A 16,122-nucleotide genomic window follows, 5' to 3' on the forward strand; every position below is an offset into this window, starting at 1 on the left:
AAAAAGGGCGGCGAACCTTTAGGAAAAAAAGGAAGCCGCCGCCGGGAAAAAGTGTCCCAGAAACAGTGTGATGACCGGGAAGAAGAGAGCGGGGAGCATATTGCCCACCTTCAGGATCTTGCCGAAGGTCGTGTTGACGCCGATACAGAAAATGAGGGCGGATCCTACAAAAGAAAGCTGGGCGATGAGAGCATCGCTTGCAAAAGATCCGGCCACGGCTGCGATGGCAGTAATACTTCCCTGGTAGACAAAGATTGGGATAGCGGAACAGATCGTGCCCTTGCCATAGATGGAGGCGTTGACAAGGACGATGACAAAGTCCAGGATCGCTTTTGCCGTGAGCATGGAAATGTCATGGTGAATGCCGTCCTCGATGGAGCCCACGATTGCCATAGCGCCGATGCAGATGATAAGGGATGTGTTTACGAAACCATCCACAAAGGAGGAGTCGCCGTGTGAATGGAAGAAATTCCGGAGCCACAGCCCGAAATGCTCGATCCTCCCTTCGATATCAAGCAGTTCTCCTGCCAGAGAACCAAGTGTCATGGAAAAAATAAGAAGCATGGTCCCACGGGTTCCTATGCTGCCGTTTTCGATCGTCAGCATGTAGGAGAGCGTGCCGGAAATACCGATAAACAAAATGGCAATGCCGCTTCCTTTCATGAGAATATCCTGTACATTTTCCCGCAGGCCCTTTTTGAAAAAAAGGCCCAGAAGTCCTCCGGCGATGACAGCCAGGGTGTTGATGATCGTTCCAAGTCCAAACATAGAAGTCCTCCTTTGTATATGAAGCGTACGATTCCTGACATGGAAGCAGAACGCTTTGGTGTCATATCATATGCAACAGAAAATATTTTAACGAATCCGCTGAAAAAAGTAAATACTTTCGGCGGCAGATGAGGTGAAGAACATGGAGATATTAAAAGCAATTGAACAAAGACACAGCATCCGTTCTTTTCAGGAAAAGAAAGTGCCAAAAGAGGTGCTCATCAAACTGGCGGACGCAGCCCAGAGAGCTCCTTCTGCCAGTAATCTGCAGGCATGGAAATTCCTTTTTGTCACAGAAGATGCGCTCAGGGAAAAGGTGGATTTTTTCAGTCCGGGACTTTCGGGGAAGCCGCCGGTTATTCTGGTAATCTGTTCCGATATGGAAAAGGCGCTGAAAAAAGGCGGAGAAAATTCTAAAATCTACGGCTGCATGATGGATGCCTCCATGGCAGCGGAAAATCTGATGCTGGCCGCCCTGGAGTATGGTCTTGGCACATGCGCCATTAAATCTTATAACGATACGGCCATAAGGAAGATCCTTAATATCCCGGAGGAATACCGGATCGAGGCGCTGATCTCCATCGGTTACCCGAAGGGTGAGCCAAGATGTCCGGCAAGGCCGAAAGCAGAAGACATCGCATTTTTTAATACATTTGAAAAGGAATAAAAACCAGAAAAAACGAAAAGGAGAGAAGAGAATGGACAGCAAAGAACTTGAGCTTTTGATCTATCTGATCACAAGCGCCCAGGGTCTTCCGGGAGAGCCGAGGATCTATGGATCCATCCGTCTTACAGAGGCGGCGTCCAAGCTGTGTCAGATCATCCTGGAAAAAGATCCGCAGAATGAGGGAGTGAGAAAACTGGCGGAGCGCATTGACAGGGATAAGGGAAAAGCCCTGTCCCGGGAAGAAGATTTCTTTGGGATGCTGGAGGAGGCTTCCGGTCTTCTGGTAGACTGTATGTAGCGCTGGTACAAATCTGAAATATCTGCTATACTGTTAGCGGCGGCTTATTGCTGCCGCTTTCCTGTCTGACAGGAAATGATTTTCTTTATTTCAGAAAGGAGATACGTATGGCAGTTAGAGGAAGTGTATTATTATATAATTTCAAAGATAAAGAGAGAACAGATAAAGTAAAATTTATTTTTGTCCTTATGGGAATTAAGATCAAGACTGTGGAGAAGGAGGACTATCTCCAGAAGATCGGCGCCCTTGCAGGAGTGGAGGGCATAGAGCGCACAGAGGAGATCTATGAAGGAGAAGGGTTTGACGAGGAAATGCTGGTGCTGAATCACCTGACAGATCCCCAGATGAACCGGATGCTCGCCTATCTGAAGAAAGAAGGGCTGCAGATCCCTTTGAAAGCGGCCCTGACCCCAACCAATGTGCATTGGAATACATTGGAGCTTCATAACGAGCTTGTAAGGGAGCATGAAGAAATGCAGAAGATGATCGCGGCAAAGAGAGCCGGCGGTAAAGAGGAAGAAAACAGAAATGATGGAAAATAGCGGAATCATTGACGGATTGGAATACGCAAGGAGAGAAGGAGGGATACTGCTGGAAAAGTGTCCTGCCTGCAGCGGATCGGTCATCATTCCGGAACAGATAGAAGGGGAGCCGGTCCGCTGGGCGGCTCCCTATGCGTTTTCAAGGACAAATGTTACGTCTGTTGCATTGCCCCGCTATATGGAGCAGATTGGAAATTATGTGTTTTACCGGTGCTTTCATTTGAAAAGCCTTTCTTTTTCCGACGCTTTGAATGATGTAGGGGCAGGAGCCTTCACAGGCAGCGCCATACGGAACATTGAGATACGGCTCTATAAGGGAGAGAAATCCGTACTGAAATTTATTGCCGATGAGATCAGGTACGCCCTTACAGTGACGATGCGCTACTGCCGGGAAGACGGATCGGAAGAAAGAGCAAAGCTGATCTTTCCAGAGCACTATGAAGAGGCTGTGGAAAATACTCCGGCAAGAATTGTAGAGACCCATTATCACGGTTCCGGAGGAGACTACCGGCAGTGCTTCTATGACAGGGAATTAAATTACAGCGAGTACGACAGGCTGTTTCCAAGGGCGGTGGCTGAAGAGACAGAGGAAACGGCGTCAGAGATGGCAGCCCTGCGCCTTCGATACCCTTATAAGCTCTCCCAGGCGGCAAAGGCGGAGTATGCAGAATACGTCAAAGAGCACCTGATGGCGGCAGCGTCAATCTATATTGACAGAGAGGAATCGGACATGCTGCGGTTTTTCGGAAAAGAAGGTTTCTGGAGTCGGGATACGCTGGAGGGTGCGATCGAGAAAGCGGCGGAAAAAGAAAAGACGGAAATATTAAGTGTGCTGATGGAAGAAAGGCACCGGTATTTCCCAAAACAGAAAAAGGTATTTGAGTTATGACAGAGGAAAGAACAAATGCGGAGAAACTGAAAGGAATCGGAAGAGAAATTCTGGTTCTTGCAAGAAATGAGCTCTATCTTAAGATGAGGTTTCTTGACGTGGCTTTAAGCAGTTTCTATTTTGCGGCAGATCCGGCAGCCGATCCGGCAGGGACAGACGGATTTTCCATTTGTTATCATCCGGAGAATCTGAGCAAAATGTATCGTAAGGATGCGGTATTGGTGAACCGGCTTTATCTTCATATGGTACTCCACTGCCTGTTTCATCATTTAACCCGGAGAAACGGGCGGGATGAAGATCTGTGGAATCTCTCCTGCGATATTGTGGCGGAATCCATGATCGACAGTATGCAGCACCGGCCGGTCTTAAGATCCCGGTCTTTTCTGCGAAGAGAGACGTACCGGAAGCTGAAGCAAGAGATGAAAGTACTGACTCCGGAAAAGGTATACGGTTCCCTGGAAAACTGGAATCTGAGTGAAAGAAAGCTTGGAGAGCTGGCAGAAGAATTTTATACGGACAGTCATATTTACTGGCCCGATGACAATGAGGAAGAGCGCCGGCAGGAGATTGAGAACCAGTGGCAGAATAAGACAGAGGAGATGGAGACTGACATGGAGACATTTTCCAAGGAAGCTTCTTCTGCTTCCGGGAATCTGCTGGAACATGTCAAAGTAGAGAATAAAGAGCGGTTCAAGTACGGAGATTTCCTGAGGAAATTCGCGGTTTTAAGAGAGGAAATGGCAGTGGATGACGATTCCTTCGATTATTCCTTTTACAGTTATGGACTTAGGCTTTACGGCAACATGCCTCTGATCGAGCCGCAGGAATGGAAAGAGACGAAGAAAATCGAGGACTTCGTGATCGTGATCGATACCTCCATGTCCTGTTCAGGAGAACTTGTGCAAAAATTTCTGGAAGAGACGTATACGGTGTTAAGTGAGCAGAACAGCTTTTTCCGGAAAGTGAATATCCACATTATCCAGTGTGATGACACCGTGCAGTCGGATCAAAAGATCACGAATGAAGAAGAGCTTAGGGCATACATGGACGATCTCGAACTGAAAGGAGAGGGCGGGACGGATTTCCGCCCGGCTTTTGCCCATGTGGAGAAGCTTCTGGAGCAGAAAGAATTTTCCCAGCTTCGGGGACTGATCTATTTTACAGACGGACAGGGAGTTTATCCGAAGAAAATGCCTCCTTACGAGACAGCCTTTGTCTTTATGAAAGAGGATTATGAGGATGTGAATGTGCCTGCATGGGCCATGAAACTGATCCTTAATGAGGAGGATGTCCGGAAAATGTCCGGAAAATCAGAGGAGAGAAAAGGAGATACAGCATGAATATAAAGCGAGCCAAAAAAGAAATTCAGGACTCCGTTACGGCTTATCTTAAGAAAGATTCCTACGGAGAATATATGATACCGTCTATCCGGCAGCGCCCCATCCTTCTGATGGGACCTCCGGGGATCGGCAAGACACAGATCATGGAGCAGGTGGCAAGGCACTGCGGCATTGCCCTTGTCTCCTACACCATTACCCATCATACAAGGCAAAGTGCGGTGGGCCTTCCCTTTATCAGAGAGAAAACCTACGGAGAGAAAACATATTCTGTCACGGAATATACCATGAGCGAGATCATTTCCTCTGTCTATGAGAAAATGGAAGAAACAGGATTAAAAGAGGGAATCCTCTTCATTGATGAGATCAACTGCGTCTCGGAGACACTGGCGCCTACTATGCTGCAGTTTCTGCAGTGCAAAACTTTCGGTAATCAGAAAGTGCCGGAAGGGTGGATCATCGTGGCAGCCGGAAATCCGCCGGAGTACAATAAATCCGTGCGGGAATTTGATGTGGTGACACTGGACAGGATCCGCCGGATCGATGTGGAAGAAAACTATGAGGTGTGGAGAGAATACGCCTATCGTGCCGGGATCCATCCTGCCATCCTCTCCTACCTGGAAATCCGGAAAGACTGCTTTTACCGGATGGAGACAACGGTGGACGGCAGGACATTTGTAACAGCCCGCGGCTGGGAGGATCTCTCAGAGCTTTTAAAGGTGTACGAGGCGATCGGCAAAAAAGCGGACCGGGAAGTGGTGCATCAGTATTTGCAGCACTGGAAGATCGCCAAGGATTTTGCCAATTATCTGGAGCTTTTTCACAAATATAAAAAGGATTACGGACTGGAGAAAATCCTGGAAGGACACTATGGAAAAGATACCCTGGACAAGCTGAAATTTGCTTCCTTCGACGAGCGTTTAAGCGTCGTGGGGATGCTGATCGGGAAGCTTAGCGAATTGTTCCAGGCAAGTTACCTTGCAGACCAGTATGTAACCAGGCTGTTCGGATGGCTTAAGAAGTATAAGGTACAGGGAAATCTGGCTGATATCAAAGAAGAGGCGGAGAAAGAATATGAGAAGCTTCGCCGGGCAGGACAGCTGACAAAAGAGGCGGATCATATGCTCCGCAAAGTCGCGGACACACTGGAGCGGTATGTTGTGATCCTTAAGGAAGAACATATGGAACAGGATGGGCAGAAAGACGAGGCATTCGAGAGAGTCCGGGCAGAGTTTGTGAAGGAGGCTGATAAGCGGCAGCAGGCTGTGGATGCGGCCGGAGAAGCGCTGGATCACGCCTTTGACTTTATGGAGGATGCCTTCGGGGACAGTCAGGAAATGGTCTGCTTTGTGACCGAGCTGAATACCAATTACTACAGCATCCAGTATCTGAAAGAAAATGACTGTGATAAATATTTTAAATACAACAAAGGACTTCTGTTTGATGAAAGAAGAGAGAAGATCTTAGAAGAATTAGAGGAAATGTCATAAAAGAACAGCCTTTTGGCGCCGGTGCTAATATTTCCGGCTTTACTCCGCACAATACAGGGCAGGGCCTCGGCTTTTACGGATTTCATATTCATGAAGGAAGCGCCTGTACCGGAACCACTTCGGATGAATTTGCCGATACAGACGGCCACTATCAGACCCGGGGTAAAATGCATCCGGAACATGAGGGGGATCTGCCTCCGCTTCTATCCGATAAGGGAACAGCGTGGATGATGGTCTATACCACCCGCTTTTTTCCGGAGGAAGTGGTGGGGAAGACAGTTGTGATTCATGATATGCCTGATGATTTCCGCACCCAGCCGTCGGGAAATTCAGGAGAGAAGATTGCCTGCGGACAGATCGTGGCAGAAGATCCTGATATACGATAAACATTTCCATGTAACAAAGCGCCTCCTGTCTGCATATGCTGGAGTAGAAAGACTGTGCAAATAGGAGGATTTTTATGGCATATTCAATCATGCTGGATGCAGGACACGGAGGACGGGATCCGGGAGCAGTGTACAACGGGCGTCAGGAAAAGGACGATACCTTGCGCCTGGCGCTTGCTGTAGGGGAAATTTTGCAGAACAGAGGTATTGATGTAGAATATACACGTACGACAGATGTCTATGAGACACCATATGAAAAAGCGATGGAAGCAAATCAGGCAGGAGTGGATCTCTTTATTTCCATTCACCGCAATTCTTTTCCAAGAGACAACGAGGTGTCCGGTGTGGAATCGCTGGTGTACGATCTGTCGGGACTGAAGTACCAGATCGCGGAGGCGATCAATGAGGAGCTGGCAACTATAGGGTTTGTGGATCTTGGCGTCAAGGCAAGACCGAATCTGGTCGTGCTGAAGAGGACAAAAATGCCGGCTGTTCTTGTGGAGGCCGGATTTATCAATTCTGACACCGATAACATGTTGTTTGATCAGAATTTTGATGACATTGCACTTGCCATTGCCGAGGGAATCCTCGATACCCTGCAGCGGAACGGACTTATTGAAGGAAGTGCAGATACGTCCGGAAGCGTAAATGGCAGTGGGAACAGCGGCATGACAGGGGGAAATACAGACAGTCAATATGAAAATAATGAATTTGAAAATGCAGTAGTCCACGATTATCGCGTGCAGGTAGGGGCTTTCCGCAACCGTACTTATGCAGAGAGACTTAGAGGGGAACTTCTGGAGCAGGATTTTCCGGCGTATATTGAGGATTCTGACGGTTATTTAAGAGTTCAGGTGGGCGGATATGACACATTGGAGGAAGCAGCCGACATGGAACGGCGGCTGAAACGGGCAGGTTATTCCACTGTGATTGTGTCCTGATCCCATATGGAGATCCTCCCGCTTCCGATAGTCTCTGTTTTCCGGTGCTGGTAATTTTTAAAAACTTTAGGTATAATAACCACATATAATAGCAGCCGCGTGGTTATTATACCTGGGTGCTTTGGCCTGCAAAGCCGAAGATATATCAGAATTTTACATAGGAACCGGAGGATCGAAAATGGCAGATAAATTAAAATTTCAGGAAAAATTAAGCGGAATTTTGCATCTGGCAGAAGAAAAGCAGATGCATCTTAATATAGAGGAAATCGAAAAATTCTTCGAGGAGGAAGCGCTTTCTGCCCAGCAGATAGAGCTGGTGTGCGACTACCTGCTTTCACAGAAAGTGGCTGTATCGGGATATGAAAAAAAGCCCGGAGTGATTCGGCAGGCGGAGGAAGAAAGAGAGGAGCTGACCCGGGAAGAACAGGAATACCTGGAAAGTTATCTTAGAGAAATACACGAGATGGTGCCGCGTACACCGGAGGAGAGCAGGCTGGCAGCCTACATGCCCCTTGTGACAGAGGAAGCGCTGAAGCTGCCAAGACAGGGAGTTTTCCTGGGAGATGTGATCCAGGAAGGAAATGTCAGTCTTGTCGGGGCGCTTTTGGCATATGCTCCGGGAGAAGAGAAGAAGGAAGAAATCCTCAAAGAGATAAGAGCTTCCATGCGCGCGCTTTTGGAATCCCAGCTGGAAATGAAAAGGCAGGATCGCAAGATGGTAGACCGGGTATCTGACCTGGAGGCGACAATCCGGGAAATGAGCGACGGACTGGGCCGTAAAGTAGACGTAGAGGAAGTGGCAGAGAAAATGGGCGTGTCAGAAGAGGAGATCGAAGATATTCTCAAGCTGGCAGGAGAAGAATGGAAAGAAGAATAAGAGAAGGATTATATAAATAAAGAGCAGCTCAAAAGTCCTGAAATGACTTAAGGGCTGCTCTCCTGTTAATATCACAAAATCATTATTTTCTATTTTTCTTCAGAATCTGTTTCCGTCTTTTCCGGCAGATACATATGTACCAGTTCGATCCGGTTTTTATCAAGCTTCTCTACCACAAGGCGGATGCCTTCGTCTGTGGTGATCTCATCTCCTGCCTGGGGAAGACGGTCCAGATGTTCGATGATAAGACCACCGAGAGAATCGTAATCATCCGATGAAAGGTCCAGATCAAGCTCATCATTGAGATCTTCCAGGTTGAGAGATCCCTCTACAAGATATTCTCTCTCTCCGACCTGGCGGACAAGATCTTCTTCGTTTTCATCGTATTCATCCCGGATCTCACCAACAAGTTCTTCCAGAATATCTTCCAGTGTGATAAGACCGGCGGTCTCTCCATATTCATCCAGGACAATGGCGATATTGAAGGAAGAATCTCTCATTTCTACCAGAAGTTCAGAAATATTTTTATACTCATAGGTAAAATAAGCTTCTCTTAAAATATCACGCACATGAAATTCCTTTTTGCTGTCAAATAGGAGCAGATCCTTCATGTTGATGGTTCCGATCACATGGTCAGTAGTCTCTTCATAAACCGGAAGCCGGGTAAATTTATCTTCCCGGAAAATTTCCAGAAGTTCTTCATAAGTACTCTCCACATCAGCGAATGTAACATGAACGCGGGGAACCATAACATCTTTCGCTTTAGCGTCATTGAAATCAAAAACATTGTAGATCAGTTCCTTTTCTTCGGATTCGATCACCCCGTCTTCATGGCTGACATCTACAATTGTACGCAGATCACTTTCTGTCATGGCTTTTTTTGTATTTTCCGGATTTATTCTCAAGATAAAAAGAATTACACGGGACAGACTGTTTATAATAAAGATGACAGGAGTCATCAGTTTTATAAAAATACGGATGATCGGCGCATAGATCATGGAAATGCCCTGGGCGTGGATGGCAGCGGTGGTCTTGGGAGTGATCTCTCCGAAAAGGAGGATCAAAAGAGTAATAAGACCGCTGGCAAAAGCAACGGCTGAGCCGCCGAAGTGATAGGCGATCGTTGTTGTCAGGGAAGCGGCAGCAGTGTTTACCACATTATTTCCGATCAATATAGCGCTTAATAACTTGCTGGAATCTTTTGTAACATCCAGAATAGCCTCTGCCCGCTTGTTTCCTTCATCGGCAAGGCTGCGGATACGAATTTTGTTGACTGTTGTAAGAGCCGTCTCTGCAGATGAAAAAAATGCAGAGAGCATCAGCAGAATAATCAAAATAATAATCTGTATGGCGTCGCTGGGGTCCATGAAGTTTTTTCACTCCTCTTTCATAATTTTGTAAGATTTCAGGGCTCTGCCTGTAAGCGTATAACACGAAATTACTATACCGTATTTTATGTAATTTTGCAAGTCCACGTTGAATTTGCGGGGGTTTTAGTGTATGATGGACAATGAAAAAAAGGAAAGAAAGGCTATATTATCATGAATCAGGATTTTATTTCCCGACTTGAACATATATTGGAAACAGAGCAGATTCTTCAAAACGAACCCATGGATCGGCATACCACATTCCGCATCGGCGGTCCGGCTGACTTGTTTGTCGTTCCGTCTGACAAAGAGCAGGTCCGCAAGATTGTACAGATATGCCGGGAAGAGGGCATGCCATATTATATTATAGGAAATGGAAGTAACCTTCTCGTGTCTGACAAAGGATACAGAGGGGTTGTAATTCAGCTTTATACCCGGATGTCCGGAATTTACCCGGATGGGGATAAGATCTGCGCCCAGGCAGGTGCTTCCCTGGCAAAGATTGCGGCAGCAGCCCTCAAGGAGGGGCTGACCGGATTTGAATTTGCAGCAGGGATTCCGGGAACACTGGGAGGAGCCTGTATTATGAATGCAGGTGCATATGGCGGTGAGATGAAAGATGTGCTGGAAGAGATCACAGTCCTGACAAAAGAAGGAGAAATCAGCACAATTTCCCGGGAAAATCTGGATATGGGGTATCGTACCAGCGCGGCGGCCAAGAACGGCTGTACTGTTCTGGAAGCGGTTATAAAGCTTGAAAAAGGCGACAAAGAAGCAATACAAAAGAAAATGGAAGAGCTGAAAGAAAAAAGGATCAGCAAACAACCGCTGGAATATCCCAGCGCCGGAAGTACCTTTAAAAGACCGAAAGGATATTTTGCCGGTAAATTGATCCAGGACGCAGGACTTAGGGGCTGCCGGATCGGCGGGGCCATGGTCTCCGAGAAACACTGCGGATTTGTCATCAATGCAGGAGGAGCAACCGCGGCAGATGTGGATGCTCTGATCAGACATATTTCAGAAAAAGTAAAGGAACATGCAGGAGTTACATTGGAGCCTGAAGTGAAGAGGCTGGGAGAATTTTAAGTATGAGATTTATTATTGTGACAGGCATGTCGGGAGCGGGAAAAAGTACAGCTTTGAAGATTTTGGAAGATACAGGATACTATTGTGTAGACAATCTTCCGGTAGAGCTGGTGCCGAAGCTGGGTGAGCTGCTTTTGCTGCCTGGCTCGTCCATCAGCAGGATTGCTCTGGGACTGGATATCCGAAGCGGACACAGTTTTGAAAAGCTGCAAAAATCGCTGGAGCAGCTGGATGAGATGAAGATCTCATATGAGATCCTTTTTCTGGAAGCTTCGGACGAGACTTTGATCAAACGCTACAAAGAGACAAGGCGCAGTCATCCGCTTGCGGGAAACGGCAGAGTAGATCAGGGCATTACAGAAGAGAGAAAAAGACTGGCGTTCTTAAAAAGAAAGGCAGATTATCTGATCGATACCAGCCGGCTTCTGACAAGAGAGCTGCGGGAAGAAATGCATAAAATTTTTATTGAAAACAAAGAATATAAAAATCTGTACATTACGATTCTTTCTTTCGGTTTCAAGTACGGTCTGCCAAGTGATGCGGATCTGGTGTTTGATGTGCGTTTCCTTCCCAATCCGTATTATATTGATGATCTTCGTGCTAAAAGCGGAAATGACCCGGAAGTGCGGGATTATGTGATGGACAATGAAAAGGCAGTGATCTTTCTCGATAAACTGACAGATATGGTAAGATTTCTTATTCCGAATTATGTGCAGGAGGGGAAGACACAGCTGGTCATTGCGGTGGGGTGTACAGGGGGGAAACATCGGTCTGTCACCCTTGCCAATGCGCTTTATCAAGTGCTTGCGGAAGAAGAAAGAGATTACGGTATAAAAATAGAGCACCGCGATATTGAAAAGGACGCGGTGACAAAAGCAAAGTAGGGATAGTTATGTCATTTTCTGGGAAAGTAAAGGAGGAATTATCCGGAATTTATCCTCGGGCAAGACATTGTCAGCTGGCTGAACTGGCGGCTTTGACGGGGATGAACGGATTGTGGGAGGAAGAAGAAGGCGGCAGTCTGCGGCTTATCCTCCATGCGGAAAATATAGCCGTCATAAGAAAATGCTTTACATTACTGGAAAAAACATTTAATATAAAAAATGAAATTGCCCTCCAGATATCTGTGAGAAGGAATTTATTAAAAGACAGCAGCAGTTATGTACTGCGGGCCGAAGGAGGCGCTCTGGCTGCCATCAGGCAGGCGGAGGTACAGGCAGTCTGCTGCAAGCGTGCTTTTATGAGAGGCGCATTTCTGGCGGCAGGGTCTATGAGTGATCCGGGAAAATCCTATCATTTTGAGATCGTCTGTGATCAGATGGAAAAAGCACAGTACCTGCAGCGTATTATGAACAGCTTTGAGCTGGATGCCCGGATTGTTTCAAGGAAAAAGCATTTTGTCATCTATCTGAAAGAGGGAGAGCGTATCGTAGATGCGCTGAATATCATGGAAGCCCATGTGGCTTTGATGGAACTTGAAAATGTAAGAATATTGAAAGATATGAGAAACGCAGTGAACCGTAAAGTAAACTGCGAGACAGCAAATATTCATAAAACAGTATCTGCAGCGGTTAAACAACTGGAAGATATTGCTTATATACGTGACACCGTGGGATTTGAGCAGCTTCCCTTAGGACTGAAAGACGTTGCCCTTACACGTCTTGCATACCCGGAAGCAACATTAAAGGAGCTGGGAGATCTTCTGGAGACTCCGGTAGGGAAGTCGGGAGTGAATCACCGGCTTAGGAAATTAAGTGAAATGGCAGATAAGTTAAGGGGAATCAAGGAGGTACATTATGATTAAGAAACCGGTAACAATAAAACATCAAAATGGTCTGGATGTGAGACCAATTGCCCTGCTTGTTCAGGAAGCCAGCCAGTATTCCAGTCGGATATACATAGAGGTGAACAACAGGAAGATCAATGCAAAGAGTATTATGGGTATGATGAGCCTTAACCTGGGTGAGGGCGAGGAAGTTACAGTTGCTGCTGAAGGAGAAGATGAACTGGATGCAGTGGACGGCGTAGAGAAATTTCTTTCAAACCAGAAATAAAAGAATCAGAATAAAGAGTTCCGCTTTCGGGGCTCTTTGTTTATGCCTTAGATAGTAAGGAGGGAATGGATATGAAGAAGCTTCTTTTTGTTTATAATCCTCATGCAGGGAAAGGACTTTTAAAACCTAAGGTATCGGATATTATAGATATTTTTGTAAAGGCAGGATATGATGTGACGGCATATCCCACACAGTCTTACCAGGATGCTTACCGAAAAGTCACAGAATATACAGATCCTTATGATCTCGTGGTATGCAGCGGAGGGGATGGTACCATTGATGAGGTGGTGACGGGAATGATGGGAAGAGAGAAAAAAATTCCGATCGGCTACATCCCCACAGGAACTACAAATGATTTTGCCAATAGTTTGAAAATCCCCAGAGATATTCTGCGGGCGGCGGACAATGCGGTTAATGGAGCACAGTTCCCCTGCGACATCGGGCAGTTTAATGAAGATATTTTTGTGTATATTGCCGCTTTCGGACTCTTTACTGATGTATCTTATCAGACAAACCAGACGGCGAAAAACCTGCTGGGTCATCTTGCCTATGTTCTGGAAGGGACAAAGCGTATTTTTAATATCCCATCCTACCGGATCAAAGTTACCCATGACGGCGAAACGATAGAAGATGAGTTTATTTTCGGAATGGTAACGAACTCCAGATCTGTAGGCGGGTTCCGCAACATGGTAGGAAAGAATGTTACGTTCGATGACGGAGTATTTGAGGTGACTCTTATAAAAATGCCGAAAAACCCCATAGAGCTTCAGGAGATCATCACAGCTCTCCTGCTGGAACAGACCGACAGCAAGCACATGTATTCTTTTAAGAGCGGGCATCTTACCTTTGAATCGCTGGAGGAGATTCCGTGGACGCTGGATGGAGAATTTGGGGGAGATCATGATTTTGTGGAAATATATAACCTGAAGCAGGCGCTGAATATCATGGTTCCCAAAAAGCATGTAAAGGAGCTGTCCGTGTCAGGCAAGAAAGAAAAAAATAAGTAGAATTTTGGAATATTTTTTAAGAAACTACTTGCAAAAGGACAGGCCATATGATATTATATTATTCGGTCACGTGATGAACTGCAAACGCAGAAGTCACGGCTGAATATGGCTCCGTGGTCAAGAGGTCAAGACGCTAGCCTCTCACGCTGGAATCAGGGGTTCGATTCCCCTCGGAGTCACTTGAAAAGCCCGTTTTTACGGGCTTTTTTCGTGTCTGAAAAACAAAAGTGTATCAAATGGTGTATCAAACATACGTTTGGATATTGAGGAATCAAAAATACTTAAGGAGGAAATCTTGGACGTATTTTTATCCCGATCAATAAAATGGTGGTTATTTTTGTGGTTTGATGGTAAGATAAAAGAAAAGAAAGGGTGATGGATATGGCATTAGCACAGGCGACAAAATCGCATGAAACAACTTATACATTGGATGATGCAATGGATATTCTTCTTACGAAACTGGATGATGCCATTCATGATATGGAGGCTGGCAGAGTGCAGACGATAGAGGAAGCGTGGAAAGAGATTGATGAAATATAAAGTTCTGATTACCGATATTGCCAAAGAAGATATCAAAGAAAAGAAGAAATATATCCTTAGAAATTTCAAGTACCGTGAGTATGCAGAATATTTTTCCAGAAAGATAAAGAAAGCGGTGCAGGAGTTGGATACATTGCCGGACGGTTATGGAACTACCGGTTTCCGTTATCGGGGATATGATATTTATCTGAAGGCATATAAAAATTATCTTTTGTTTTATACGGTGGATAAGAGTGCTGCTACGGTAACTGTTCTCCGCATCCTGCAGGACGGTATGGACTGGGAGAATATTATCAGACAATGGATCAGCAGGAAACATTAAATATTTTAAGAAAAGAAAGCCCTGACAGTTAACAGTAAAACTGTCAGGGCTTTTTCGCTGGTAAAATGAATTTTATAATGACTGGTCTGTATCACTTGGAATATACCTGCATATCTCCTGAATATCACAATTCAGAATACGGCAGAGATCATTCAGCGTTGTAGTATTCAACGGTTTGTTCTTACGCAGCTTATCTATCGTAGAACTGGAGATATGGTGTTTGTTGATCAATGTATATGTTGACTCGTTTGATTTCTTTAATGTTTCCCAGAAAGGACTGTAATCAATCATGGCATACCTCCTATGGTTAAAGGATAGTATGTGGTTGTTTTATTGACTATAGTCGCTAAAAAGACTACAATATTAGAGAAATGAAATGGACAAAAGAACAACAGGAAAGATTTGAAAAATTTATATTGGGCGATGATATGGATTTTTACGAGGAGTACACGATCCATCTGACGGATGAGGAACAGGAAAAATTTTTCGCGGAGAATCCAGAGTTTATGTCTGAATACCCTATCAGCCGTGACATGATACATCTGTTAAGGGATCCCATGTACAGAGGTTTGATGAGAAAGATCAAGAAATATGAAACGGGCGAAAGAGAAAAATATTGATTGCATCCTTTATTTTGTGCCATCGCGATGAGACTTTTTTGAGGTTCAAAGGAGACAGGCGATAGAAACATTGCCTCAATGAACTCAGGGCCCAGTTGGATGATCTGATCAGCCGTTTGGATATTGCAGGGATTTCAATCACAAGCCGGATATATGCAGGTATGGGAAGGCAGAGTTCCCAGCAAGAGTACTGCCGCGTGAAATGCAAATGGCAGAGTTTCTGTTTTGGTATTACCGGGGTGGATCTTGCTCTGCTGAAAATTTAACCTGATATGAAATGCAAATGTCTTTTAAAATAATCCATAATTGCAAGACGGGAACAATGCGGAACTGGCTGTACATTGAGTCGGGATAAGCCTTCTGTCTGAATGTATCTGCTGCGACCGACTGCAGTCGGGAGCCAAAATGTTTTCCGTGTTTGAATGATCGCGGTATCTGATAACATAAAGAAAACACCGAGGGCATGGGAAGCGGAATTCCCATCAAGAGCAAGACCACGGAGAATGCAAAAGACAGAAATGCTGCTTTTGTATTACGGGGTGGATCTTGCTCTTTAAAAATCCAATTTATAATCAAGCTGGAAGAAATGAGGTACATGTTAGTAGGAATTTGGCATGGATTTAGATTGAATATTTTGATATATAAAACTATAATGTAACCAACAAATTGGAATTTGTGTAAGCAAAGCGGGGGCTTAAAATGCGTATTTTGGAATATGGCAATACAAATAATCCAACAATAATGCTTGTTCATGGTTTTGAAAGTCCATATCAAATATGGATTGATTATATAGAGCATTATAAAGAGAACTATCATATTCTTGTGCCAATTTTGCCTGGACATGATGTGCAGGAGAAGTCCGAGTTCAATTCCTTTGATGATACTGCAAAAGAGATAGAAAATTATTGTATATCAAAATCTATTAACCATA

General features: G+C 45.3%; 20 protein-coding genes, 1 tRNA gene and 1 pseudogene. 19 read left to right on the top strand and 3 right to left on the bottom strand.

The window, feature by feature from the left end; translation table 11 throughout:
• Positions 1-18: 18 nt before the first annotated feature.
• Complete coding sequence (locus WJ238_RS11275; RefSeq protein WP_230105090.1) at positions 19-768, bottom strand: DUF554 domain-containing protein; 750 nt, start codon at positions 766-768, stop codon at positions 19-21.
• Positions 769-910: 142 nt separating this feature from the next.
• On the opposite strand from WJ238_RS11275, the gene WJ238_RS11280 reads away from it, so the two are divergent.
• The 9 genes from WJ238_RS11280 (at position 911) to WJ238_RS11320 (ending at position 8,195) form a co-directional block, all read left to right on the top strand.
• Complete coding sequence (locus WJ238_RS11280; protein WP_316265670.1) at positions 911-1,435, top strand: nitroreductase family protein; 525 nt, start codon at positions 911-913, stop codon at positions 1,433-1,435.
• A 31-nt stretch (positions 1,436-1,466) separates the two neighbouring features.
• Positions 1,467-1,733, top strand: coding sequence for a DUF6092 family protein (locus WJ238_RS11285; RefSeq protein ID WP_316265668.1), 267 nt, complete (start codon positions 1,467-1,469; stop codon positions 1,731-1,733).
• A 107-nt stretch (positions 1,734-1,840) separates the two neighbouring features.
• Entirely contained in the window at positions 1,841-2,275 is a 435-nt protein-coding gene (locus tag WJ238_RS11290) for a DUF3783 domain-containing protein (RefSeq protein ID WP_230105093.1), read from the top strand.
• Positions 2,262-3,164: a leucine-rich repeat domain-containing protein gene (locus WJ238_RS11295; RefSeq protein WP_316265666.1), complete on the top strand. Its 903-nt coding sequence runs from the start codon at positions 2,262-2,264 to the stop codon at positions 3,162-3,164. Before WJ238_RS11290 ends, WJ238_RS11295 begins: the two co-directional genes overlap by 14 nt.
• The gene (locus WJ238_RS11300; RefSeq protein WP_337606982.1) at positions 3,161-4,504 is read left to right on the top strand and encodes a vWA domain-containing protein; all 1,344 of its coding nucleotides are present in this window, start codon (positions 3,161-3,163) and stop codon (positions 4,502-4,504) included. The genes WJ238_RS11295 and WJ238_RS11300 overlap by 4 nt, the downstream gene beginning before the upstream one ends.
• Positions 4,501-5,991 (top strand): ATP-binding protein, encoded by a 1,491-nt coding sequence (locus WJ238_RS11305; RefSeq protein WP_316267542.1) that lies wholly within the window; start codon positions 4,501-4,503, stop codon positions 5,989-5,991. The genes WJ238_RS11300 and WJ238_RS11305 overlap by 4 nt, the downstream gene beginning before the upstream one ends.
• Positions 5,992-6,020: 29 nt before the next feature.
• Positions 6,021-6,377 carry a superoxide dismutase family protein gene (locus WJ238_RS11310; RefSeq protein WP_337606987.1) on the top strand — a complete coding sequence of 119 codons (357 nt, stop codon included), beginning with the start codon at positions 6,021-6,023 and terminating at the stop codon, positions 6,375-6,377.
• A gap of 74 nt (positions 6,378-6,451) precedes the next feature.
• On the top strand, positions 6,452-7,318 hold the full coding sequence (locus tag WJ238_RS11315) for an N-acetylmuramoyl-L-alanine amidase (protein WP_230105097.1): 867 nt from the start codon (positions 6,452-6,454) through the stop codon (positions 7,316-7,318).
• A 178-nt stretch (positions 7,319-7,496) separates the two neighbouring features.
• Entirely contained in the window at positions 7,497-8,195 is a 699-nt protein-coding gene (locus WJ238_RS11320) for a sigma-70 domain-containing protein (protein WP_230105098.1), read from the top strand.
• A gap of 89 nt (positions 8,196-8,284) precedes the next feature.
• On the opposite strand, the gene WJ238_RS11325 is transcribed toward WJ238_RS11320, so the two are convergent.
• Positions 8,285-9,562 (bottom strand): HlyC/CorC family transporter, encoded by a 1,278-nt coding sequence (locus tag WJ238_RS11325; protein ID WP_337606985.1) that lies wholly within the window; start codon positions 9,560-9,562, stop codon positions 8,285-8,287.
• Positions 9,563-9,736: 174 nt separating this feature from the next.
• Here WJ238_RS11325 and murB point away from each other — a divergent pair, with 174 nt between their 5' ends.
• The 8 genes from murB (at position 9,737) to WJ238_RS11365 (ending at position 14,571) form a co-directional block, all read left to right on the top strand.
• Positions 9,737-10,648 (top strand): UDP-N-acetylmuramate dehydrogenase, encoded by a 912-nt coding sequence (gene murB / locus WJ238_RS11330; RefSeq protein ID WP_230107580.1) that lies wholly within the window; start codon positions 9,737-9,739, stop codon positions 10,646-10,648.
• A gap of 2 nt (positions 10,649-10,650) precedes the next feature.
• Entirely contained in the window at positions 10,651-11,532 is an 882-nt protein-coding gene (gene rapZ, locus WJ238_RS11335) for an RNase adapter RapZ (RefSeq protein WP_230105102.1), read from the top strand.
• Positions 11,533-11,540: 8 nt separating this feature from the next.
• Positions 11,541-12,452 carry a DNA-binding protein WhiA gene (whiA, locus tag WJ238_RS11340; RefSeq protein WP_230105103.1) on the top strand — a complete coding sequence of 304 codons (912 nt, stop codon included), beginning with the start codon at positions 11,541-11,543 and terminating at the stop codon, positions 12,450-12,452.
• Positions 12,445-12,702: an HPr family phosphocarrier protein gene (locus WJ238_RS11345; protein ID WP_230105104.1), complete on the top strand. Its 258-nt coding sequence runs from the start codon at positions 12,445-12,447 to the stop codon at positions 12,700-12,702. Before whiA ends, WJ238_RS11345 begins: the two co-directional genes overlap by 8 nt.
• A 71-nt stretch (positions 12,703-12,773) precedes the next feature.
• A complete protein-coding gene (locus tag WJ238_RS11350) occupies positions 12,774-13,709 on the top strand; it encodes a diacylglycerol/lipid kinase family protein (RefSeq protein WP_316267536.1) in 936 nt (311 codons plus the stop codon).
• Between the two features lie 107 nt (positions 13,710-13,816).
• A tRNA-Glu gene (locus WJ238_RS11355) sits at positions 13,817-13,888 on the top strand.
• 202 nt (positions 13,889-14,090) lie between these two features.
• Positions 14,091-14,249, top strand: coding sequence for a hypothetical protein (locus tag WJ238_RS11360; RefSeq protein ID WP_157888472.1), 159 nt, complete (start codon positions 14,091-14,093; stop codon positions 14,247-14,249).
• Positions 14,239-14,571 carry a type II toxin-antitoxin system RelE/ParE family toxin gene (locus WJ238_RS11365; protein ID WP_076780374.1) on the top strand — a complete coding sequence of 111 codons (333 nt, stop codon included), beginning with the start codon at positions 14,239-14,241 and terminating at the stop codon, positions 14,569-14,571. The genes WJ238_RS11360 and WJ238_RS11365 overlap by 11 nt, the downstream gene beginning before the upstream one ends.
• 72 nt (positions 14,572-14,643) lie before the next feature.
• On the opposite strand, the gene WJ238_RS11370 is transcribed toward WJ238_RS11365, so the two are convergent.
• Positions 14,644-14,862, bottom strand: coding sequence for a helix-turn-helix domain-containing protein (locus WJ238_RS11370; protein ID WP_087174781.1), 219 nt, complete (start codon positions 14,860-14,862; stop codon positions 14,644-14,646).
• 137 nt (positions 14,863-14,999) lie between these two features.
• Between WJ238_RS11370 and WJ238_RS11375 the strand changes: the two genes are divergently transcribed.
• Together WJ238_RS11375 and WJ238_RS11380 are read left to right on the top strand one after the other, a co-directional pair.
• On the top strand, positions 15,000-15,191 hold the full coding sequence (locus tag WJ238_RS11375) for a hypothetical protein (RefSeq protein ID WP_337606986.1): 192 nt from the start codon (positions 15,000-15,002) through the stop codon (positions 15,189-15,191).
• A gap of 699 nt (positions 15,192-15,890) precedes the next feature.
• Positions 15,891-16,122 (top strand): annotated as a pseudogene (locus WJ238_RS11380) (hypothetical protein); the annotation flags it as partial.

Origin of the sequence: Claveliimonas sp., from assembly GCF_037273965.1 — a bacterium.
GTDB classification, from domain to species: Bacteria; Bacillota; Clostridia; order Lachnospirales; family Lachnospiraceae; genus Claveliimonas; species Claveliimonas bilis.